The 19,145-nt window shown below is 52.7% G+C and carries 17 protein-coding genes; all 17 read left to right on the top strand.

Features of this window, described 5'->3' with window-relative positions; genetic code table 11:
- Positions 1 to 6: 6 nt before the first annotated feature.
- The 17 genes from KNP76_RS00735 to infB all read left to right on the top strand — a co-directional run bounded on the left by KNP76_RS00735 (position 7) and on the right by infB (position 19,135).
- Positions 7 to 777: a FliA/WhiG family RNA polymerase sigma factor gene (locus KNP76_RS00735; protein ID WP_034808856.1), complete on the top strand. Its 771-nt coding sequence runs from the start codon at positions 7 to 9 to the stop codon at positions 775 to 777.
- 11 nt (positions 778 to 788) lie between these two features.
- On the top strand, positions 789 to 1,154 hold the full coding sequence (locus KNP76_RS00730; RefSeq protein ID WP_034815123.1) for a hypothetical protein: 366 nt from the start codon (positions 789 to 791) through the stop codon (positions 1,152 to 1,154).
- 152 nt (positions 1,155 to 1,306) lie between these two features.
- Entirely contained in the window at positions 1,307 to 2,047 is a 741-nt protein-coding gene (gene rpsB, locus KNP76_RS00725; RefSeq protein ID WP_021067146.1) for a 30S ribosomal protein S2, read from the top strand.
- Positions 2,048 to 2,163: 116 nt separating this feature from the next.
- Positions 2,164 to 3,045, top strand: a complete 882-nt coding sequence (tsf, locus tag KNP76_RS00720) for a translation elongation factor Ts (protein WP_214842100.1) — start codon at positions 2,164 to 2,166, stop codon at positions 3,043 to 3,045.
- Between the two features lie 106 nt (positions 3,046 to 3,151).
- Entirely contained in the window at positions 3,152 to 3,877 is a 726-nt protein-coding gene (pyrH, locus tag KNP76_RS00715; protein ID WP_034815124.1) for a UMP kinase, read from the top strand.
- The gene (frr, locus tag KNP76_RS00710) at positions 3,874 to 4,434 is read left to right on the top strand and encodes a ribosome recycling factor (protein WP_034808847.1); all 561 of its coding nucleotides are present in this window, start codon (positions 3,874 to 3,876) and stop codon (positions 4,432 to 4,434) included. Before pyrH ends, frr begins: the two co-directional genes overlap by 4 nt.
- 83 nt (positions 4,435 to 4,517) lie before the next feature.
- Positions 4,518 to 5,255: an undecaprenyl pyrophosphate synthase gene (locus KNP76_RS00705; protein WP_034808845.1), complete on the top strand. Its 738-nt coding sequence runs from the start codon at positions 4,518 to 4,520 to the stop codon at positions 5,253 to 5,255.
- Between the two features lies 1 nt (position 5,256).
- Positions 5,257 to 6,054, top strand: a complete 798-nt coding sequence (locus KNP76_RS00700) for a phosphatidate cytidylyltransferase (protein WP_214842098.1) — start codon at positions 5,257 to 5,259, stop codon at positions 6,052 to 6,054.
- A 12-nt stretch (positions 6,055 to 6,066) separates the two neighbouring features.
- Positions 6,067 to 7,212: a 1-deoxy-D-xylulose-5-phosphate reductoisomerase gene (gene dxr, locus KNP76_RS00695; RefSeq protein ID WP_034815130.1), complete on the top strand. Its 1,146-nt coding sequence runs from the start codon at positions 6,067 to 6,069 to the stop codon at positions 7,210 to 7,212.
- Positions 7,213 to 7,228: 16 nt separating this feature from the next.
- A complete protein-coding gene (gene rseP, locus KNP76_RS00690; RefSeq protein WP_214842096.1) occupies positions 7,229 to 8,479 on the top strand; it encodes an RIP metalloprotease RseP in 1,251 nt (416 codons plus the stop codon).
- 31 nt (positions 8,480 to 8,510) lie between these two features.
- The gene (locus KNP76_RS00685; RefSeq protein WP_214842093.1) at positions 8,511 to 10,211 is read left to right on the top strand and encodes a proline--tRNA ligase; all 1,701 of its coding nucleotides are present in this window, start codon (positions 8,511 to 8,513) and stop codon (positions 10,209 to 10,211) included.
- Positions 10,212 to 10,302: 91 nt separating this feature from the next.
- Positions 10,303 to 14,577 (top strand): PolC-type DNA polymerase III, encoded by a 4,275-nt coding sequence (locus KNP76_RS00680; protein ID WP_251137273.1) that lies wholly within the window; start codon positions 10,303 to 10,305, stop codon positions 14,575 to 14,577.
- A 120-nt stretch (positions 14,578 to 14,697) separates the two neighbouring features.
- Positions 14,698 to 15,168, top strand: a complete 471-nt coding sequence (rimP, locus tag KNP76_RS00675; protein WP_034808833.1) for a ribosome maturation factor RimP — start codon at positions 14,698 to 14,700, stop codon at positions 15,166 to 15,168.
- 12 nt (positions 15,169 to 15,180) lie between these two features.
- On the top strand, positions 15,181 to 16,341 hold the full coding sequence (gene nusA / locus KNP76_RS00670) for a transcription termination factor NusA (protein ID WP_034808832.1): 1,161 nt from the start codon (positions 15,181 to 15,183) through the stop codon (positions 16,339 to 16,341).
- Between the two features lie 2 nt (positions 16,342 to 16,343).
- Positions 16,344 to 16,616, top strand: a complete 273-nt coding sequence (gene rnpM / locus KNP76_RS00665; RefSeq protein ID WP_034808831.1) for an RNase P modulator RnpM — start codon at positions 16,344 to 16,346, stop codon at positions 16,614 to 16,616.
- Positions 16,613 to 16,909: a YlxQ family RNA-binding protein gene (locus tag KNP76_RS00660; RefSeq protein ID WP_034808829.1), complete on the top strand. Its 297-nt coding sequence runs from the start codon at positions 16,613 to 16,615 to the stop codon at positions 16,907 to 16,909. Before rnpM ends, KNP76_RS00660 begins: the two co-directional genes overlap by 4 nt.
- A 21-nt stretch (positions 16,910 to 16,930) precedes the next feature.
- Entirely contained in the window at positions 16,931 to 19,135 is a 2,205-nt protein-coding gene (infB, locus tag KNP76_RS00655; RefSeq protein ID WP_034815136.1) for a translation initiation factor IF-2, read from the top strand.
- The last annotated feature ends 10 nt before the right edge of the window (positions 19,136 to 19,145 follow it).

Raw genomic sequence — 19,145 nt, 5'->3', positions numbered from 1 at the left:
ATCGACATGACGACTCAGCTTACTCAGTTGTGGGATCGTTGGAACAGTGACCGTGATATGGAGACGGCGAATGAACTGTTATCTCATTATGAATTTTTAATCCATTATCACGTACAACGAATGATCGTGACGCTCCCAAAAAGCGTCGAACGCGACGAATTGAAAAGTTTGGGTTACATGGGATTGTACGATGCCCTCATGAAATATGATCCAGATCACAACAACAAGTTTGACACGTATGCGGCGTTTCGGATTCGCGGGGCGATTATCGATGGACTTCGTAAAATCGATTGGCTCCCGCGGTCCGTGCGTGAACGGGTCAAAAAGATTGACCAAGTGGCAGAGCAGCTCGAACAGAAACTGCACCGGGCACCGACGAAAGAAGAGCTCGCGACCGCTTGTGGCATCCCGATTTCAGAGATTGAAAAAGCGATGGCGGAAGGGTATTTCGCGAACATGCTATCGATCGATGAGGCGGTGACGCTTCAAGAAGAAGGGAAAGTGATCTCCGTCACGTACTTTGACCCTGATTCAGAAAAGCCGGAAGATACGCTCTTGCAACGTGAGCTTCTCGACGTCTTGACGGACGAGATTGAGCGATTGACGGAGAAGGAACGGCTCGTCGTCTCATTGTTCTATTTCGACGAGTTGACGTTGACAGAGATTGGGGAGGTGCTCGACTTGTCGACGTCACGCATCTCGCAAATCCACTCCAAAGCGTTAAAGACGCTCAAATCGGCGCTCGGACGATCCTATTTAGAAGAGAAGACGTCATAAGGAGGATGAAGATGACGATTATTTTATTGGTTGCTGGCATCGGATTCACCTATGCGCTCTTACTCGCCTTTAAACAGTTGCAGACGCTAAAGAGCCGAGTCGAGCAGCTTGAAGCAGAAAAACGTGAGACCGAGCTGTTGTTGTTATCGTTCATGGAATCGATGAACGATGTCGTCAAACAAGACGTCCGTGACGTGGTGATTGAACCGGAAAAGCACGAACCCGTAGCAACTCCCGTTCAACGAGACTCGGGGGAACGAGCGGGCCATCAGCTCGTCGAAGAGACGCTACTCCGTCACTCTGTGCGTGACGCGGCCCGCCTCCTCGGAAAAGGGGAAGGCGAGATGGCGTTATATGCAAAATTTCGGGGCAAGTGAGAGTTGCCGGATTCGATGACATATGCTATAGTAATTCTCGGTGTTAAACACATCACACACGTCTCGGGATGGTATTCCTCGGTGCCGAAAGGTCGGAATACAACGATGAACGAGGCGGAGGACTTTTTTAAACCACAAGGAGGAAATTTATCATGGCAGTAATCTCAATGAAGCAATTGCTTGAAGCTGGTGTACACTTCGGTCACCAAACACGCCGTTGGAACCCAAAAATGGCGAAATACATCTTCACGGAGCGTAACGGAATCTACATCATCGACCTTCAAAAGACGGTCAAAAAAGTAGACGAAGCGTACAACTTCGTTCGTGAACTCGCGGCAGAAGGTGGAAACGTCCTCTTCGTCGGTACGAAAAAACAAGCTCAAGACACGATCAAAGAGGAAGCACTCCGTTCAGGTATGTACTTCATCAATGAGCGTTGGTTGGGTGGAACACTCACAAACTTCTCAACAATCAAAAAGCGTATCAACCGCTTGAAGCAGCTTGAGAAAATGGAAGCAGACGGCACGTTCGAAGTACTTCCTAAGAAAGAAGTCATCATCTTGAAAAAAGAAATGACGCGTCTTGAGAAGTTCCTCGGCGGAATCAAAGATATGCCAGGCGTTCCAGATGCTCTCTTCATCGTTGACCCACGCAAAGAGCGTATCGCGATTGCAGAAGCTCACAAATTGAACATCCCAATCGTTGCGATTGTTGATACAAACTGTGACCCAGACGAAATCGACTACGTTATCCCAGCGAACGACGATGCGATTCGTGCGGTTAAATTGCTTACTTCTAAGATGGCAGACGCGATCATCGAAGCGAAGCAAGGTGAAGAAGAAGTTGCTGAAGAAGCTGTAGCACCTGAAGCAGAAGCTACAGAAGCTGAGTAATCAGTTAGACAACAGGTGATAAAGGGAAAGCCTTTTATCACCTTTTTTTAGGACATGTATACGAAGGCACCGTGCCTTCTTCTTAAAATTTGTAATGTTACAAGGAGGAATTTCCGATGGCAGTTACAGCAGCAATGGTAAAAGAACTTCGTGAAAAAACAGGCGCAGGTATGCTCGATTGCAAAAAAGCACTCACTGAAACAAACGGTGACATGCAAGCAGCAATCGACTTCCTTCGTGAAAAAGGAATCGCGAAAGCGGCAGCGAAAGGCGACCGCATCGCAGCAGAAGGTTTGACAGCAGTAGCGGTTGACGGCAACAAAGCTACACTCGTCGAAGTAAACTCAGAAACGGACTTCGTTGCGAAGAACGAGAAGTTCCAAACACTCGTATCTGACGTGGCGACAGCTGTCCTCACTTCAGGCGCATCGACAGTTGGAGAAGCGCTCGCTTCTGAATTCGTCGTTGGCAAAACGCTTGAGACGCACATTCAAGAAGAAGCTTCGACAATCGGAGAGAAAATCTCACTCCGTCGCATCGCTGTTCTTGAAAAAGCTGACGATGCTGTATTCGGCACGTACCTCCACATGGGCGGGCGCATCGGTTCGGTCGTCATCATCGACGGTACGACTGACGAGACAGTTGCGAAAGATGTCGCGATGCACGTTGCTGCAGCACGTCCACTTTACGCGACACGTGACCAAGTATCAGCTGAAGAAGCAGACCGTGAGAAGAAAGTCTTGACTGAACAAGCCCTCAACGAAGGGAAGCCAGCGAACATCGTCGAGAAGATGATCGCAGGACGCATGAACAAGTACTTCGAGGAAATCTGCCTCGTCGACCAAACATTCGTCAAAGACGCTGACTTCAAAGTTGGGAAATATGTAGAGTCTAAAGGCGGCCGTGTCAACTCGTTCGTACGTTTCGAAGTCGGCGAAGGCATGGAAAAACGCGAAGAAAACTTTGCTGAAGAAGTTATGAACCAACTTAAAAAATAATCTGCGTCACACGTGATGCATTCAAAATTGGGAACACGTCTGTATAACCTTGAGTTAGTTCGTTAAGGGAGCGTGTTCCCTTTTTTCAAGCAAGAGGAGGCAAAGTATGGAACCGAAATATAAGAGAATTGTGTTAAAATTGAGTGGAGAAGCGCTCGCAGGTGATCAAGGGTATGGAATCGATCCATCGATTGTCAACTCGATTTCTGGACAAATCAAAGAACTCGTCGCTATGGGCGTCGAAGTGGCCGTCGTTGTCGGTGCCGGAAACATTTGGCGCGGCAAGACTGGGAGTGAACTCGGGATGGACCGGGCGAATGCCGATTATATGGGCATGCTCGCAACTGTTCTTAACTCACTTGCGCTTCAAGACAGCCTTGAAACGAACGGTGTCCAAACGCGCGTCCAAACATCAATTGAAATGCGTCAAGTCGCCGAACCGTATATCCGTCGCCGTGCGATGCGTCACCTTGAAAAGGGGCGGGTCGTCATTTTCGCAGCCGGTACCGGAAACCCGTATTTCTCAACCGATACGACTGCAGCGCTTCGCGCAGCTGAAATTGAGGCAGACGTTATCTTGATGGGGAAAAACAACGTGGACGGTGTCTATTCGGCTGACCCGAAACTTGACCCGGAAGCGGTGAAATATGAGACGCTCACGTACTTGGACGTGCTTAAAGACGGACTTCAAGTCATGGACTCGACAGCCACATCACTCTGTATGGATAACCACATTCCACTAATTGTATTCTCATTGCTTGAAGAAGGAAACATTAAACGTGTCGTACTCGGGGAACATATCGGGACGGTAGTAGGAGGAATCAATTCATGAGTGTAAACGAAGTGTTGAAAACTGCTGAAGAAAAAATGGAGAAAGCCCACGCCGCACTCAAACGCGACTTCGGGACGCTTCGCACAGGTCGTGCCAGCGCCTCGATTTTAGACCCGGTTCAAGTCGATTACTACGGTGTGCCGACACCGCTTAACCAAGTGGCCAACATCAACACGCCGGAAGCCCGCCTTCTTTTGATTCAACCGTGGGATAAATCGATGGTATCGGAAGTCGAGAAAGCGATTCAAAAAGCGGACCTCGGTCTCTCACCATCATCTGACGGGACGGTCATTCGTCTTGCTATCCCAGCTTTGACGGAAGAGCGACGCAAAGAACTCGTTAAAATCACGAAGAAGTATGCGGAAGAAGCGAAAGTCGCTGTCCGTAACGTTCGCCGTGACGCGAACGAGAACTTGAAGAAGCTCGAGAAAGACGGCGAGATGACGGAAGACGATCTCCGTGGTTATGCGGACGACGTCCAAACGTTAACGGATTCGTACATCAAAAAGATTGATGAGTCTGCAGCGACGAAAGAAAAAGAAATCATGGAAGTGTAATCACGGAAGTGGTATACCAAAAAGCTGTGTGGGGACCCTTTTAATGAGAGGGTCCCTCTTTCATACAATCAGGAGGACAGAGTATGTTTAAATGGGTGAATCCTAAAACGAAGACCGAAGCGGAACTGAGCATTCCCGAACACGTCGCCATCATCATGGACGGCAATGGCCGTTGGGCGAAAAAACGTGGGCTCCCGCGCATCATGGGTCACCGGGAAGGGATGAAATCGGTGCGCGAGTCCGTCCGTACGGCGCAAGAGCTTGGCATCAAGTCGCTGACGCTCTATGCGTTCTCAACCGAGAACTGGACGCGCCCTGAAGAAGAAGTCAACTTCTTGATGAAGTTGCCGAAGCAGTTTCTCGAGACAGATTTAAACGAACTCGATGAACAAAACGTCCGTGTCCTTGTGGCCGGCGACGTGTCAAAATTGCCGCGCGGCACACGTGAAGCGGTCGAGGAGGCGCGGACGCGGACCGCGACGAATACAGGACTTGACCTCGTGTTCGCCCTCAATTACGGTGGGCGCGATGAGCTCGTTCAAGCGATGCGCCTCATCGCCATGGACGTGGCTGCCGGCCGGATTTTGCCGGAAGACATCGATGACGCGATGATTGGGGAACGACTCATGACGAACATACAGGACGTTGATCTAATCATTCGGACGAGCGGGGAGCAACGGCTCTCGAACTTCTTGCTTTGGCAAGGGGCGTATGCCGAGCTACATTTCACGGACGTCTTATGGCCAGAGTTTAAGCGCGACCATTTCGTAGAGGCGATTGCGGCATACAATGCCCGGACGCGTCGATTTGGTGGTGTCTAATATGAAGACTCGAATTATTACCGGACTTTGGGCCGGCGCGATTTTCGTCACGCTCATCGCCCTCGGCGGCAGCCCGTTCGTCATCTTGATGGGTGTGCTCGCTTTGATTGGGTTGAGTGAATTCACGTTGATGCGGCGTCACAAACTGACCGCTTTCCCGTTTCTCGTCACCGCACTGCTCGTCGCTTTCCCGTTCGTCATGATGTTGCTCGAACGGCAGATGGATATGAGCGAACTGCCGATGTCCGTCAACCAATGGATGATTCTCGGTTTGACGTTGCTTCTGTTTTGGACCGTCGTGACGAAAAATCGGTTCACGTATGAAGATGCCAGTTTTTATTTCGTCTCCGCCGTCTATCTCGTCATCGGGTTTACGAGCTTCGCGCTCGTGCGATTATCGGATGACGGACTGAGTAAAGTGTTGCTCGTCTTGTTCATCATCTGGGCGACCGATTCCGGTGCCTATTTCACCGGGAAAGCGATCGGGAAGACGAAACTTTGGCCGTCCATCAGTCCGAATAAGACGATCGAAGGGGCGGTCGGCGGAATTCTTTCCGGGATCGTCATCGGCATCGCGTTCATTCTCGTCGATCCGATTTTGCCGCTTTGGGAAGTGATCATTCTCGCCCTCGTCGTCGCGGTCGTCGGCCAGCTCGGCGATTTGGTCCAGTCGGCGTATAAACGCCACTATGGGGTGAAAGACTCGGGGCACCTTTTACCGGGACACGGCGGGATTTTGGACCGGTTCGATAGCATGATTGCCGTCTTTACCGTCATTTGGATTTTTAATTTGTTATAAGGGAGTGTCAAGATGAAGCGAATCAGCTTACTCGGGGCGACTGGATCGATTGGCGTACAAACGTGTGACGTCATCGAACAGCACCCCGACTTGTTTGAATTAGAGGCGTACGCGTTTGGGACGAACGTTGAAGTGGCGGAGGAGTGGATTAACCGGCTTCGCCCGAAATACGTATCGGCCAAATCGATTGAAGTACTTGAACAGTTGAAGCCCCGCCTTACATACGAACCACTCTTTTTCATCGGACTAGAAGGGTTGATTGAATGTGCGACGGCAGAACGGGCGGACGTGGTCGTGACGGCGGTCGTCGGTGCCGTCGGTCTCGAGCCGACGCTCGCTGCGATTGAAGCCGGGAAAGACATCGCGCTCGCGAATAAGGAGACGCTCGTCACAGCCGGGCATCTCGTCATGGCCGCCGTCAAAGAGCACGGCGTCAACTTGCTTCCGGTCGACAGCGAACATTCAGCGATTTTTCAATGCTTGAACGGGGAGCGCCGAGAAGACGTCGCGAAAATCATCTTGACTGCCTCTGGAGGGAGTTTCCGTGACAAGTCGCGGGAACAGCTCGCCGAGGTGACCGTCGACGAGGCGCTCAATCATCCGAACTGGTCGATGGGGGCAAAAATCACGATCGATTCGGCGACGATGTTCAATAAAGGGCTTGAAGTCATCGAAGCGCACTGGTTGTTCGATATCGACTATAATGATATTGAAGTGGTGCTCCATCGTGAATCGATTATTCACTCGATGGTCGAATATAAAGACGCGGCCGTCATCGCCCAGCTCGGCACCCCGGATATGCGCGGTCCAATCCTCTATGCTCTCGCTGCACCGAAACGGCTTGAAATCGAAGGGAGCAAGCGGTTAAACTTGAGAGAAATCGGGACGCTCCATTTCGCAGAAGCCGATTTCGAACGTTATCCGGCTCTTCGCCTCGCCTATGAGGCGGGCCGGGCCGGCGGGTCGATGCCGACGGTACTCAATGCCGCCAACGAGGCGGCCGTGGAGAAGTTTTTGAACGGCGAGATCGCCTTTCTAGACATCGAACGGCTCGTCGAACAGGCGATGGACGCCCATACAATCATTGCGGAACCGACGCTCGCGGACATTTTAGAAGTTGACCGTGCGGTTCGATTACAGATTCAGCAAGGAAAGTGAAGGTGGGGAATAAACAATGACGACTTTTATCGCCATCGTTTTGATGTTTGGTGTTCTCATTTCAGTGCATGAATGGGGTCACCTCGTCATGGCGAAACGGGCAGGAATTCTCTGTCATGAATTTGCAATCGGCTTCGGGCCGAAAATTCTGTCATTCAGAAAAAACGAGACGCTCTACACGATTCGGCTGTTGCCGATTGGGGGCTACGTCAAGATGGCAGGGGAAGATTTTGAACCGATCGAAGTCAAAGCCGGGCAACATGTCGGTCTGCGTCTGACAGCAGCCGGCACGGTCGACCGTGTCTACTTTCAGCCGGACCAGGCGACGGATGTCCATGTCGTCGGTACGGTCGATAAATTTGATTCGATTCGGGAATTGAAAGTCCAATTGCTCGTCGATGAGGAAGTCCGTGTGTACGAACTTGAGCGCGAGACGCTTCTCGTCGACCAAGGGATGGAAATTCAAATTGCACCGTACGACCGGACGTTCGGGGCGCAGTCCGTGTGGAAACGCGTGCTCGCCATCGCGGCTGGTCCGGCGATGAACTTCGTCCTCGCCTTCATCCTGCTCGTCATCGTCGGCCTCGTCCAAGGCACGCCGACGGATGACGGCCAAATCGGTACCGTACAGCCAGAATCGGCCGCAGCACAAGCCGGGCTCATGGCGGGAGACGAAATCATCTCAATCGAAGGGAACGAGCTCGATAACTGGGCCGACTTACGTGAAGCGCTCGCCGATCGTGCTGATGTCCCGACTGAAGTGACGTACGTCCGAGCCGGGACCGAACAGACGGTCACGCTCACACCGCAACCGCTCGAACAAAACGGTGAGACGGTCGGAATTTTAGGGGTGACGAACGCGCTCGAACGCTCTCCGACGAAAGCGTTCACGACGGGTGCTGAGACGACGTGGACGATGTCGACGCTCATCTTTTCTGCCGTCGGAGACCTCGTGACCGGTCAAGTCGGTGTCGACCAACTTGCCGGACCGGTCGGGATCGTCCGGATGACGGATGAAGTCGCAGCGAGCGGGCTGATTATGCTCCTCAACTGGACGGCTCTACTTTCCGTCAACTTGGCCATCTTCAACTTGTTGCCGCTCCCGGCACTCGACGGAGGTCGACTCATCTTCCTCTTCTTCGAGGCGGTGCGCGGTCGGCCGATCGACCCGAAAAAAGAAGGCTTTGTGCATTTCATCGGCTTCGCCTTGTTGATGGTGTTGATGCTCATCGTCACGTGGAACGATATTCAATCATTTTTCAAATAGAACGTGTTAGAGAAGGGAAACGTTGATACCTATGAAACAATCGAGATTGCTTATGCCTACACTCCGAGAAGTGCCAGCTGACGCCGAGGCGGTCAGCCACCAACTGCTCGTCCGGGGCGGGTTCATTCGTCAAAACGCAGCCGGCATTTATTCGTATTTGCCGCTCGGTCACAAAGTATTACAAAATATCCAGACCATCATTCGTGAAGAGATGAACCGTGTGGGCGCACAAGAGTTGCTCATGCCGGCCATCCAGCCAGCCGAGCTTTGGGAAGAGACGGGGCGCTGGGGCATTTACGGTCCTGAACTCATGCGTCTGACGGACCGTCATGACCGTCGTTTCGCCCTCGGTGCGACACACGAGGAACTCATCACGTCAATCGTTCGCGACGAGTTGAACTCATACAAAAAGTTGCCGGTCAACTTGTATCAGATTCAAGCGAAATATCGCGACGAGCGTCGACCGCGTTTCGGGTTGCTCCGAGGTCGTGAGTTCTTGATGAAAGACGCGTACTCGTTCCATGCCGACCAAGCCGGTTTAGACGAAGAGTACGACAACATGTATAACGCCTATTCGCGCATCTTCGACCGGGTCGGGCTCGAGTACCGCCCAGTCGTTGCCGATTCAGGTGCGATTGGCGGGAAAGACACGCACGAGTTCCAAGCGCTCGCCGCAATCGGGGAAGACACGATCGTCTATACGGACAGCTCGAACTACGCAGCGAACATCGAGATGGCCGAGACGCTCGACCGATATGAGATGCAAGCCGGAACGGTCACAGAACTTGAAAAAGTCGACACGAAAGAGCACAAGACGATTGAAGACGTGGCACGTTTCCTTGACGTCGATGTGAAGACGACGATCAAGTCGGTCCTTTTCAACGTCGATGGCGAGACGGTCATGGCGATCGTCCGCGGCGACCACGAGGCGAACGATGTGAAAGTAAAGAACGCACTCGGTGGACTCGATATTCAAATGGAAGAAGAAGCGAAAATCATCGACTTGTTCGGTTGTGAACCAGGAACGCTCGGGCCGATCGATTCGCCGGTCAAAGTCGTCGCCGATTACGCCGTCAAGTATTTGGTCGACGCGGTATGTGGTGCCAACGAGGCGAACACACACTTCTTGCACGTCAACGCGGAACGTGACTTGGCTGACTTGACGTTCCACGACCTCCGTTTCGTCGTGGAAGGGGATTTGGCACCTGACGAGTCAGGGCCGGTCCGCTTCGCCCGCGGGATTGAGGTCGGACAAGTGTTCAAGCTCGGTACACGTTACTCAGAAGCGATGGGTGCGACGTTCTTGAACGAAGAAGGACGGGCCGAGCCACTCATCATGGGTTGTTACGGTATCGGGGTGTCGCGTACGCTCTCGGCGGTCGTCGAACAGCATCATGACGACCGTGGCATCGTCTGGCCGAAGAGCATCGCGCCGTTCGATGTGCACTTGATTGCGATCAACGCGAAAGACGAGGCGCAACTCGCGCTCGCCGACCGCTTGTACAAGGAATTGTCAGCATCATATGACGTCTTATACGACGACCGTAAAGAACGGGCCGGCGTCAAGTTCGCCGATGCGGACTTGATTGGCCTCCCGATTCGAATCAACGTCGGGAAAAAGGCCGGTGAAGGTGTCGTCGAAGTGAAGCTTCGTACGACAGGTGAAGTCATCGAGACAACTGTCGACGACCTAGCAGCCGTTTTGACCGCACAGTTAGACGCACTCCAATGATGACATGAAGGTGACGGTTCACGCCGTCACCTTCATTTGTCGATGTTGAACGATAAGGGGGGATTACTGACCCGTGGAAGCCAATCAAAAAATGTTATTGCTACTGAATGACCTCGGCATCACGACCGAGACCGATCAATTTGACGGTGCCGAGTTGACACGGCTCGTCGTCAATAAACAACGGCGGACGTGGACGTTCCATTTTCGGTTGCAACGTGTGTTGCCGTATGAGGTGCACCAGCTGTTCATGAGCCGACTTGAAAATCGTTATGCGACGTTCGCCGATGAGGTGTATGCGCGCTTCACGACGGAACAGGGCGGCAAAGACGCCGATTATATCGACTACTGGCCGCGTATCGTCAGCGAACTGAGTCAAGTGTCCGGGGCGATGCGTACGTACTTCGCCTCCGTCCAACCGCGCTTTATGCAAAATAAACTGCTCATCCCCGTGCGCTCCGCACCTGAGGCGAGTTATGTCGATAAAGAGTTATGTCAAGAAGTCCAGGCGCTGTACAGTGCGTACGGCTTCACGAAAAAGCCGTGCCAAGCCCAGTTCTCAGAAGACGTGGAAGCGAACCAAGCCCTCCGCGAGCAAGTCGTTCAGGAAGACATCGAACAAGCGAAAATGGCGCTCGCCGCCCAGTTCGCCAAGACGACCGAGTCGAACGAGGAACCGGTTACCGAGGTGCGCATGGGTGCGCTGATTAAAGATGAAATCGTCCAAATTAAGACGATCATCGAAGAAGAACGACGCGTCGCCATTCGTGGACTCGTCTTCTCGGCCGAACGAAAAGAATTGAAGAGCGGGAAGAAACTGTTCACGTTCAAGATGACGGACTATACCGATTCGCTCATCGTCAAAGTGTTCGCCCGTGACGATGATGACGACCGCATGCTCAGCGCCGTCAAAAAAGGCATGTGGATTCAAGCGGCGGGACGTGTCGAAGACGATAGCTTCATGCGCGAACTATGCATGATGGCCTCGCAGCTCCAAGAAGTGAAAGTCGAGCCCGTCCGTGACGAGTGGGACGGTGAGAAACGTGTCGAGCTGCACGCCCATACGCAGATGAGCCAGATGGATGCCGTCACGAACGTGTCGGCGCTCGTCGCCCGAGCCGCCAAATGGGGACATCGCGCCATCGCGATCACGGACCACGCCGGCGTCCAATCGTTTCCTGAGGCGTATTACGCGGGCAAGAAAAACGATATTAAAGTGCTGTTCGGTGTTGAGGCGAACGTCGTCAATGACGGTGTCCCGGTCGCCTACCATCCGACCGATATCGCTCTCGACGATGCGACATACGTCGTCTTCGACGTCGAGACGACCGGTCTTTCGGCAGTCTATAACAAGATTATCGAACTGGCCGGGGTGAAGATTAAAGACGGGGAAATCATCGACCGCTTCGAGGCGTTCGCAGACCCGAAACATCCGCTCTCGGCGACGACGATCGAGTTGACGGGCATCACTGACGACATGGTCCATGGTCAGCCGGACCCGGAAGTGATCACGAAACAGTTCGTCGACTGGTGCGGCGACAGTATCCTCGTCGCGCATAACGCGGCGTTCGATATGGGCTTCCTCGAGGCGACGCTCCGGAGCGGTGGCCATGAGCCGGACGACTATCCGGTCATCGATACGCTCGAGCTCGCGCGGACGATTTTGCCGACGCTCAAAAACCATCGACTGAACACGCTCGCCAAACGATTCGACATCGAATTGACCCAGCACCACCGGGCGATATACGATGCCGAGGCGACGGCTTATCTATTGATGAAGCTGCTCGATCTCGCCAAGCAGATGTTCGAGATGCAGACGCACCGCTCGCTCAACGCGAAAGTCGGGAGTGACGTCTCGAAGATTCGGCCATTCCATGCGACGATTTATGCGAAAAATAAGAAACCTGGATTACGTCACTTGTATGAGTTGATCTCGCTCTCACATATCGACTATTTGTTCCGGATGGCCCGGATGCCACGTTCTGAACTCATCAAACGTCGTGAGGGCCTTTTGATAGGATCGGCCTGCGACAACGGTGAGATTTTTGACGCGGCGCTGAACAAGTCGGACGAAGAACTCGAGAAGATGATGGCGTTCTACGACTTTATCGAGATTCATCCGCCGGCGCTTTATTTACATTTAATCGATAAAGAAATCGTCGCGAACGAACTCGAGCTCCGTGACATCATCAAACGGATCATTCGTGTCGCGAAGCAAGCAAATCTGCCTGTCTGTGCGACGGGGAACGTCCATTATCTCGACCGGACGGACCGCTCGTACCGTGAAATCTTGATTCGGACGCAAGGTGGGGCGAACTTCATTAACACGCGTAAAGAACTCCCACACGCGCATTTCCGGACGACGAAGGAAATGATGGAAGAGTTCAAGTTCCTCGGCGACGAACTGGCCCGTGAAATCGTCATCACGAACCCGAACGCGATCGCCGACCAAATCGAGTCGATTCAAATCATCCCGGATGAGCTGTTCACCCCGAAGATTGAAGGGGCGGACGACGAAGTCCGTAACATGAGCTATGACATGGCTCGCTCGATTTATGGCGAGGAACTTCCGGAAATCGTCGAGGCCCGGCTCGAGAAAGAACTGAAATCGATTATCGGTCACGGGTTCGCCGTCATCTATCTCATTTCGCATAAACTCGTGAAGAAGTCGCTCGACGATGGCTACCTCGTCGGGTCACGGGGGTCGGTCGGTTCGAGTCTCGTCGCGACGATGACCGAGATTACCGAGGTCAATCCGCTCCCACCGCACTACGTCTGTCCGAAGTGTAAGCATTCTTACTTCTTCAATGATGGGTCGGTCGGTTCAGGATATGACTTGCCGGACAAGGAGTGTCCGGAATGCGGCACGTGGTATAAGAAAGACGGCCACGATATCCCGTTCGAGACGTTCCTCGGTTTCAAAGGGGATAAAGTCCCGGATATCGACTTGAACTTCTCTGGGGAATATCAGCCGCACGCCCACGCCTACACGAAAGTATTGTTCGGTGAAGAGTACGTCTATCGTGCCGGGACAATCGGGACGATTGCTGACAAGACGGCGTACGGTTACGTGAAAGGGTATGCGACCGAGAACGATAAGATTTATCGGAACGCCGAAGTCGATCGGCTCGTGTCCGGTGTGACCGGTGTCAAACGGACGACCGGGCAACACCCGGGCGGAATCATCGTCGTCCCGGACTATATGGACATCGCGGAAATCTCGCCGATTCAATATCCGGCTGACGACAAGACGTCTGAATGGAAGACGACCCATTTCGACTTCCACTCGATTCATGACAACTTGCTCAAGCTCGACATTCTCGGGCACGATGATCCGACCGCGATTCGGATGCTCCAAGATTTGTCGGGCATCGACCCGCTGACGATTCCGACGGATGATCCGACGGTCATGAAGATTTTCTCATCACCGGAAGTGCTCGGCGTCACGCCGGAACAAATCGAATCGAAGACGGGGACGCTCGGCATCCCTGAGTTCGGGACGAAGTTCGTCCGGCAGATGCTCGAAGAGACGAAGCCGGCGACGTTCTCGGAGCTCGTCCAAATCTCAGGATTGTCTCACGGGACCGACGTTTGGATCGGGAACGCGAACGAATTGATTTACAACGGTACGTGTGAGTTAAAAGACGTCATCGGGTGTCGAGACGACATCATGGTCTATTTGATTTACGCCGGACTTGAACCGTCGTTCGCCTTCAAAATCATGGAGTCGGTTCGAAAAGGGAAAGGCTTGACCGAGGAGATGGAGTCCGAGATGCGCGCGAACGCGGTACCGGAATGGTATATCGCCTCTTGTAAGAAAATTAAGTACATGTTCCCGAAAGCGCACGCGACGGCGTACGTCTTGATGGCCGTCCGCATCGCGTATTTCAAAGTCCATCATCCGATTTTGTATTACGCGACGTACTTCACGGTCCGGGCCGGCGACTTCGATTTGTCGGCGATGATCAAAGGGTCGCAAGCCGTCCGGAAAGCGATGTCGGATATCCGCGAAAAAGGATTCGATGCGACGGCGAAAGACAAAGGGCTTCATACCGTGCTCGAACTCGCACTCGAGATGCTCGAGCGGGGCATGAAGTTCCAAAACATCGATTTATATCGTTCGAGCGCGACCGAATTCTTGATTGAAGGCAACACGCTCATCCCGCCGTTCAACGCAGTCGACGGTTTAGGGACGAATGCGGCCAAGGCCATCGTCGAGGCACGGGCCGAAGGTCAGTTCTTGTCAAAAGAAGATCTCCGGAAACGGGCCAAGTTATCGAAAACGATTATCGAGACGCTCGACACGATGAAATGTCTTGAAGGCCTGCCGGATGAGAACCAGCTGTCATTCTTTGATTTTGGGGTGTAAGTTGCAGAATATCGGGAAAATATGATATATTAGTATCGAACAAAGTTGGATACTACGACGGAAAGGAGTAGGGAACCCTACTCCTTTCTTGTATGTAAAAGCCAAGAAGGAGGGATGAGAGTGTCCAAAATAACAGAGGTCGTCGAAGCCATCGCTTTGCCGATCGTCGAGCAAGCGAACATGGAATTAGTCGACGTTGAATTCGTGAAAGAAGGTCCAGACTGGTTCTTGCGCGTCTACATCGACAAGCCGGGGGGTGTCGATTTAGATGATTGCGTCAATATCAACGAACAACTCTCGGAGAAACTAAACGAAACCGACCCGATCGAACAAGCCTATTATCTTGACGTCTCGAGTCCCGGTGCGGAGCGCCCGCTCAAGAAACCGGTCGACTTTGAACGGGCGATTGGAAAAAACGTCTACATCAAGACGTTCGCCCCAATCGAGGGTGCCAAAGAGTTCGAAGGTATTTTAACGGCGTACGACGGTGAAACGGCTGTCGTCGAGACAAAAATCAAGACACGTAAAAAAGCGATCTCGCTACCAGTAGACAAAATTGCACAAGCCCGCCTAGCGGTCACGTTTAGTTAAGGAGAGGTAAAGATGGGGCCACAATTACTCACAACAATCGAACAGATTGCAAAAGAAAAGGGGATCGAGAAAGACATCATCATCGATGCGCTCGAGCAAGCGCTCATCTCGGCATATCGCCGAAATGTCGCCAACCCGAACGAACACGTCAAAGTCGAGTTCGACCAAGTGACAGGCGATATTCGCGTCTTCGCCTTGCTTGAAGTCGTCGAGCGTCTCACGCAGCCCGAGCAACAGCTCTCGCTCGAAGAAGCGCACGAAATCGACCCGAACTACGAGCTCGGTGACTTCCACAAGGAAGAAGTGACGCCGAGCGATTTCGGTCGCGTCGCGGCGATGACGGCGAAACAAGTCGTCACGCAAAAGATGCGCGAAGCCGAGCGCGAGCGGATTTACAACCACTTCGCGGACAAAGAAGACGAGATCATGACGGGAATCGTCGAACGTTTCGATCCGCGCAACTTGTATATCGGCCTTGAGAACAACATCGAGGCGGTGCTCACACCGAACGAACAGATGCCGAACGAATCGTACCAGATTCATGACCGGATCAAAGTGTACGTGACAAAAGTCGACTCGACGACGAAAGGTTCTGGCGCTGCGATTCAAGTGTCGCGGACGCACCCGGGCCTCCTCCGTCGTCTATTCGAACTCGAAGTGCCGGAAATCGCGAACGGGACGGTCGACGTCATGTCGGTGTCGCGTGAGGCGGGGGACCGTTCGAAGATCGCGGTCCATTCCGACATCGTCGATCCGGTCGGCGCGTGTGTCGGTCCGAAAGGGCAGCGTGTCCAAACGATTGTCGATGAGTTGAACGGTGAGAAAATCGATATCGTTCGCTGGTCGGAAGACCCGAAAGAGTTCGTCAAAAACGCACTGAGCCCGGCCCAAGTCGTGGCGGTTTACGTAAATGAACCGGCCAAGTCGACGACGGTCGTCGTCCCGGACTATCAATTGTCGCTCGCAATCGGGAAGCGTGGTCAAAACGCGCGCCTTGCGGCCAAGTTGACAGGATGGAAGATCGACATTAAGAGCGAAACGGATGCGGAAGCGCTCGACTTGTTCGATACGTACGCCGAAAAAGTTGAATCGGAGCCAGAAATTGTTCACAATGAAATGGAACAGGCTGACGAGACAGTGCTTGAGTCGACGACGGTAAAAGAAGAGGAATGATCATGAAGCAAAAGAAACTTCCTTTGCGCAAATGTGTGGTCACGCAAGAGATGTTACCGAAAAAAGACTTGATTCGTGTCGTCCGGACGCCTGAAGGCGACGTCGTCATCGACCCGACCGGGAAGATGAACGGACGAGGCGCATACTTGTCGAAACAGATGGACGTCATCCGTTTAGCAGAGAAAAAACGGACGCTCGACCATCATTTGAAAGTGAAGACGGATGAGACACTTTATGAACAGCTGAAACAAGCAGTTGAAGGAGACGTCTCATGAGCCAGTGGGAATCATTGTTAGGCCTTGCCGCAAGAGCGAGGAAAGTAACGATGGGAGAAGAGTTTGTATTAAAGGATATTCGGGCTGGCCGCGCCAAGCTCGTCATCCTTGCCGGAGACGCAGGACCGTCAACGAGAAAACGGGTCACCGACAAATGTACATCGTATGGTGTTCCTTACGTGGAAGTGAGCGACCGATATACGATCGGCGCTGCCATGGGGAAAGATATGCGGGTCGTCGTGTCAGTGACCGAATCCGGATTTGCGAACAAGCTTAAGCAACTTCTCTCGTAACTATTAACGGAGGTGGATGCTTTGGGAAAACGCGTCTATGAATTTGCAAAAGAACAGAACGTAACAAGTAAACAAGTCATTACCCAGCTCGAAAAATTGAACAAGCCGGTGAAGAATCATATGGCTGTTTTAGATGAGGAATCGGTGAAACAATTGGATCGAATTTTTAACCCTGAGAAATATCGTGCGGCTGAACAGAAAGCGGCACCGAAAGCGGCGACTGAACAGCCGAAAGAGCAACCGAAGCAAGAGAAGAAAGAAGCGCCAAAAACGCGTCAAGCTGCTCCGCAAGGCAATCAATCAAACCGCGGCGGAAGCAACCGTTTCGGTGGGAACAACCGGAACGACAACCGCAACAAGAAACGCGGTAAAGGGAAAGGCAAGCCGGCGAAGGCAGCCATCCCGCAAGAAGCGGATCCAAACTCGAAGACGAGCCAACGGAAAGCTGCGCGTCTCGCACAAGAGGCGGAGATGGGCAACGTCATCAAGTATGAGGACGTCTTGAGCGTATCGGACTTGGCCTCGAAAATGAATAAAAAGCCAAACGAGATCATCATGAAGTTGATGGGTCTTGGTGTCATGGCGACGATCAACCAAACGCTCGATGACGAGACGATTGAATTGCTCGCATCAGAGTTCGGGTTTGAAGTCGAGAAAGAGGTCGTCGTCGATGAAATCGACTTTGAGACGGTCGAAGTCGACTTCTCAGAATATGACCTTGAAGAACGCCCGGCAGTCGTGACGATCATGGGTCACGTCGACCATGGTAAAACGACGCTTCTCGACTCGATTCGGAACACGAAAGTCGTTGCCGGCGAAGCAGGTGGCATCACACAGCATATCGGTGCGTATCAAGTACAAGTCAACGACAAGAAGATCACGTTCCTCGACACACCTGGTCACGCCGCCTTCACGACGATGCGTGCTCGTGGGGCCGAAGTGACGGACATCGCGATCATCGTCGTCGCAGCGGATGATGGTGTCATGCCACAGACAGAAGAAGCGATTTCGCACGCGAAAGCGGCGAACGTTCCAATCATCGTCGCAGTCAACAAGATGGACAAGGAAGGGGCGAACCCCGACCGCGTCAAACAAGAGTTGACTGAATTTGGATTGATTCCTGAAGAGTGGGGCGGCGAAACGATTTTCGTTCCGATTTCAGCCCTTCAAGGTGAAGGCATCGACGAGTTGCTCGAGATGATCCTTCTCGTTTCAGAAGTCGAAGAATACAAATCGACGCCTGACATGCCAGCCCGCGGTACGGTCATCGAAGCGAAGCTCGACAAAGGCCGTGGTCCAGTCGCGACGCTCCTCGTTCAACACGGAACGCTTCGCATCGGAGACTCGATCGTCGTCGGCAGCACGTTCGGTCGTGTCCGGGCGATGGTCAACGATATCGGTCGTCGTGTGAAAGAAGTCGGTCCATCGACACCGATCGAAATCACAGGATTGAACGACGTTCCGCAAGCCGGTGACCAGTTCATCGTGTTTGAAGACGAGAAGAAGGCACGGGCCATCGGGGAAAAACGTTACCAACGTTACCTCGAATCACAGCGTCGTGAGTCGGCGAAAGTCAGCCTTGACGACTTGTTCAGCCGGATTCAAGAAGGCGAAGTGAAAGACTTGAACGTCATCATCAAAGCGGACGTTCAAGGTTCAGCGGAAGCACTCGCTGGGTCACTCCGTAAGATTGACGTCGAAGGCGTCAAAGTTAACATCGTCCACCAAGGTGTCGGTGCGATCACAGAAGGTGACGTCATCCTCGCCTCGGCTGCGAACGCCATCATCATCGGTTTCAACGTCCGTCCTGACGGGAATGCCCGTTCTATGGCGGAACAAGAGAACGTTGAAATGCGTCTCCATCGCATCATCTATAACGCCATCGAAGAGATCGAGAGCGCGATGAAAGGGATGCTCGACCCAGAGTTCGTTGAAGAGATCACAGGACAAGTTGAAGTCCGTGACGTCTTCAAAGTCTCAAAAGTCGGAACGATCGCAGGATGTTACGTCACGGAAGGTAAAATCTCACGTGACGCCGGTGTCCGCGTCATCCGTAACGGGATTGTCGTCTACGAAGGCAAACTCGACACGCTCCGCCGCTTCAAAGATGATGTCAAAGAAGTTGCGACAGGTTATGAGTGTGGAATTAAAGTCGAGAAGTTTGATGACATCAAAGTCGAAGACGTCATCGAAGCGTTCGTCATGAAAGAAGTCGAACGGAAATAAAGCGAGGAGG

The sequence above is a fragment of the Exiguobacterium sp. s150 genome (genome assembly GCF_018618435.1).
GTDB classification, from domain to species: Bacteria; Bacillota; Bacilli; order Exiguobacteriales; family Exiguobacteriaceae; genus Exiguobacterium; species Exiguobacterium alkaliphilum.
This window is presented reverse-complemented; position numbering and strand designations above follow the sequence as displayed.

Excerpts from the sequence above, each read along its gene's own strand:
- rnpM (WP_034808831.1), top strand. The coding sequence starts at position 16,344 with ATGAAGCAAAAGAAACTTCCTTTGCGCAAATGTGTGGTCACGCAAGAG.
- KNP76_RS00730 (WP_034815123.1), top strand. The coding sequence starts at position 789 with ATGACGATTATTTTATTGGTTGCTGGCATCGGATTCACCTATGCGCTC.
- rpsB (WP_021067146.1), top strand. The coding sequence starts at position 1,307 with ATGGCAGTAATCTCAATGAAGCAATTGCTTGAAGCTGGTGTACACTTC.
- rseP (WP_214842096.1), top strand. The coding sequence starts at position 7,229 with ATGACGACTTTTATCGCCATCGTTTTGATGTTTGGTGTTCTCATTTCA.
- tsf (WP_214842100.1), top strand. The coding sequence starts at position 2,164 with ATGGCAGTTACAGCAGCAATGGTAAAAGAACTTCGTGAAAAAACAGGC.
- KNP76_RS00685 (WP_214842093.1), top strand. The coding sequence starts at position 8,511 with ATGAAACAATCGAGATTGCTTATGCCTACACTCCGAGAAGTGCCAGCT.
- KNP76_RS00660 (WP_034808829.1), top strand. The coding sequence starts at position 16,613 with ATGAGCCAGTGGGAATCATTGTTAGGCCTTGCCGCAAGAGCGAGGAAA.
- pyrH (WP_034815124.1), top strand. The coding sequence starts at position 3,152 with ATGGAACCGAAATATAAGAGAATTGTGTTAAAATTGAGTGGAGAAGCG.
- KNP76_RS00705 (WP_034808845.1), top strand. The coding sequence starts at position 4,518 with ATGTTTAAATGGGTGAATCCTAAAACGAAGACCGAAGCGGAACTGAGC.
- frr (WP_034808847.1), top strand. The coding sequence starts at position 3,874 with ATGAGTGTAAACGAAGTGTTGAAAACTGCTGAAGAAAAAATGGAGAAA.
- KNP76_RS00680 (WP_251137273.1), top strand. The coding sequence starts at position 10,303 with ATGTTATTGCTACTGAATGACCTCGGCATCACGACCGAGACCGATCAA.
- KNP76_RS00735 (WP_034808856.1), top strand. The coding sequence starts at position 7 with ATGACGACTCAGCTTACTCAGTTGTGGGATCGTTGGAACAGTGACCGT.
- dxr (WP_034815130.1), top strand. The coding sequence starts at position 6,067 with ATGAAGCGAATCAGCTTACTCGGGGCGACTGGATCGATTGGCGTACAA.
- KNP76_RS00700 (WP_214842098.1), top strand. The coding sequence starts at position 5,257 with ATGAAGACTCGAATTATTACCGGACTTTGGGCCGGCGCGATTTTCGTC.
- nusA (WP_034808832.1), top strand. The coding sequence starts at position 15,181 with ATGGGGCCACAATTACTCACAACAATCGAACAGATTGCAAAAGAAAAG.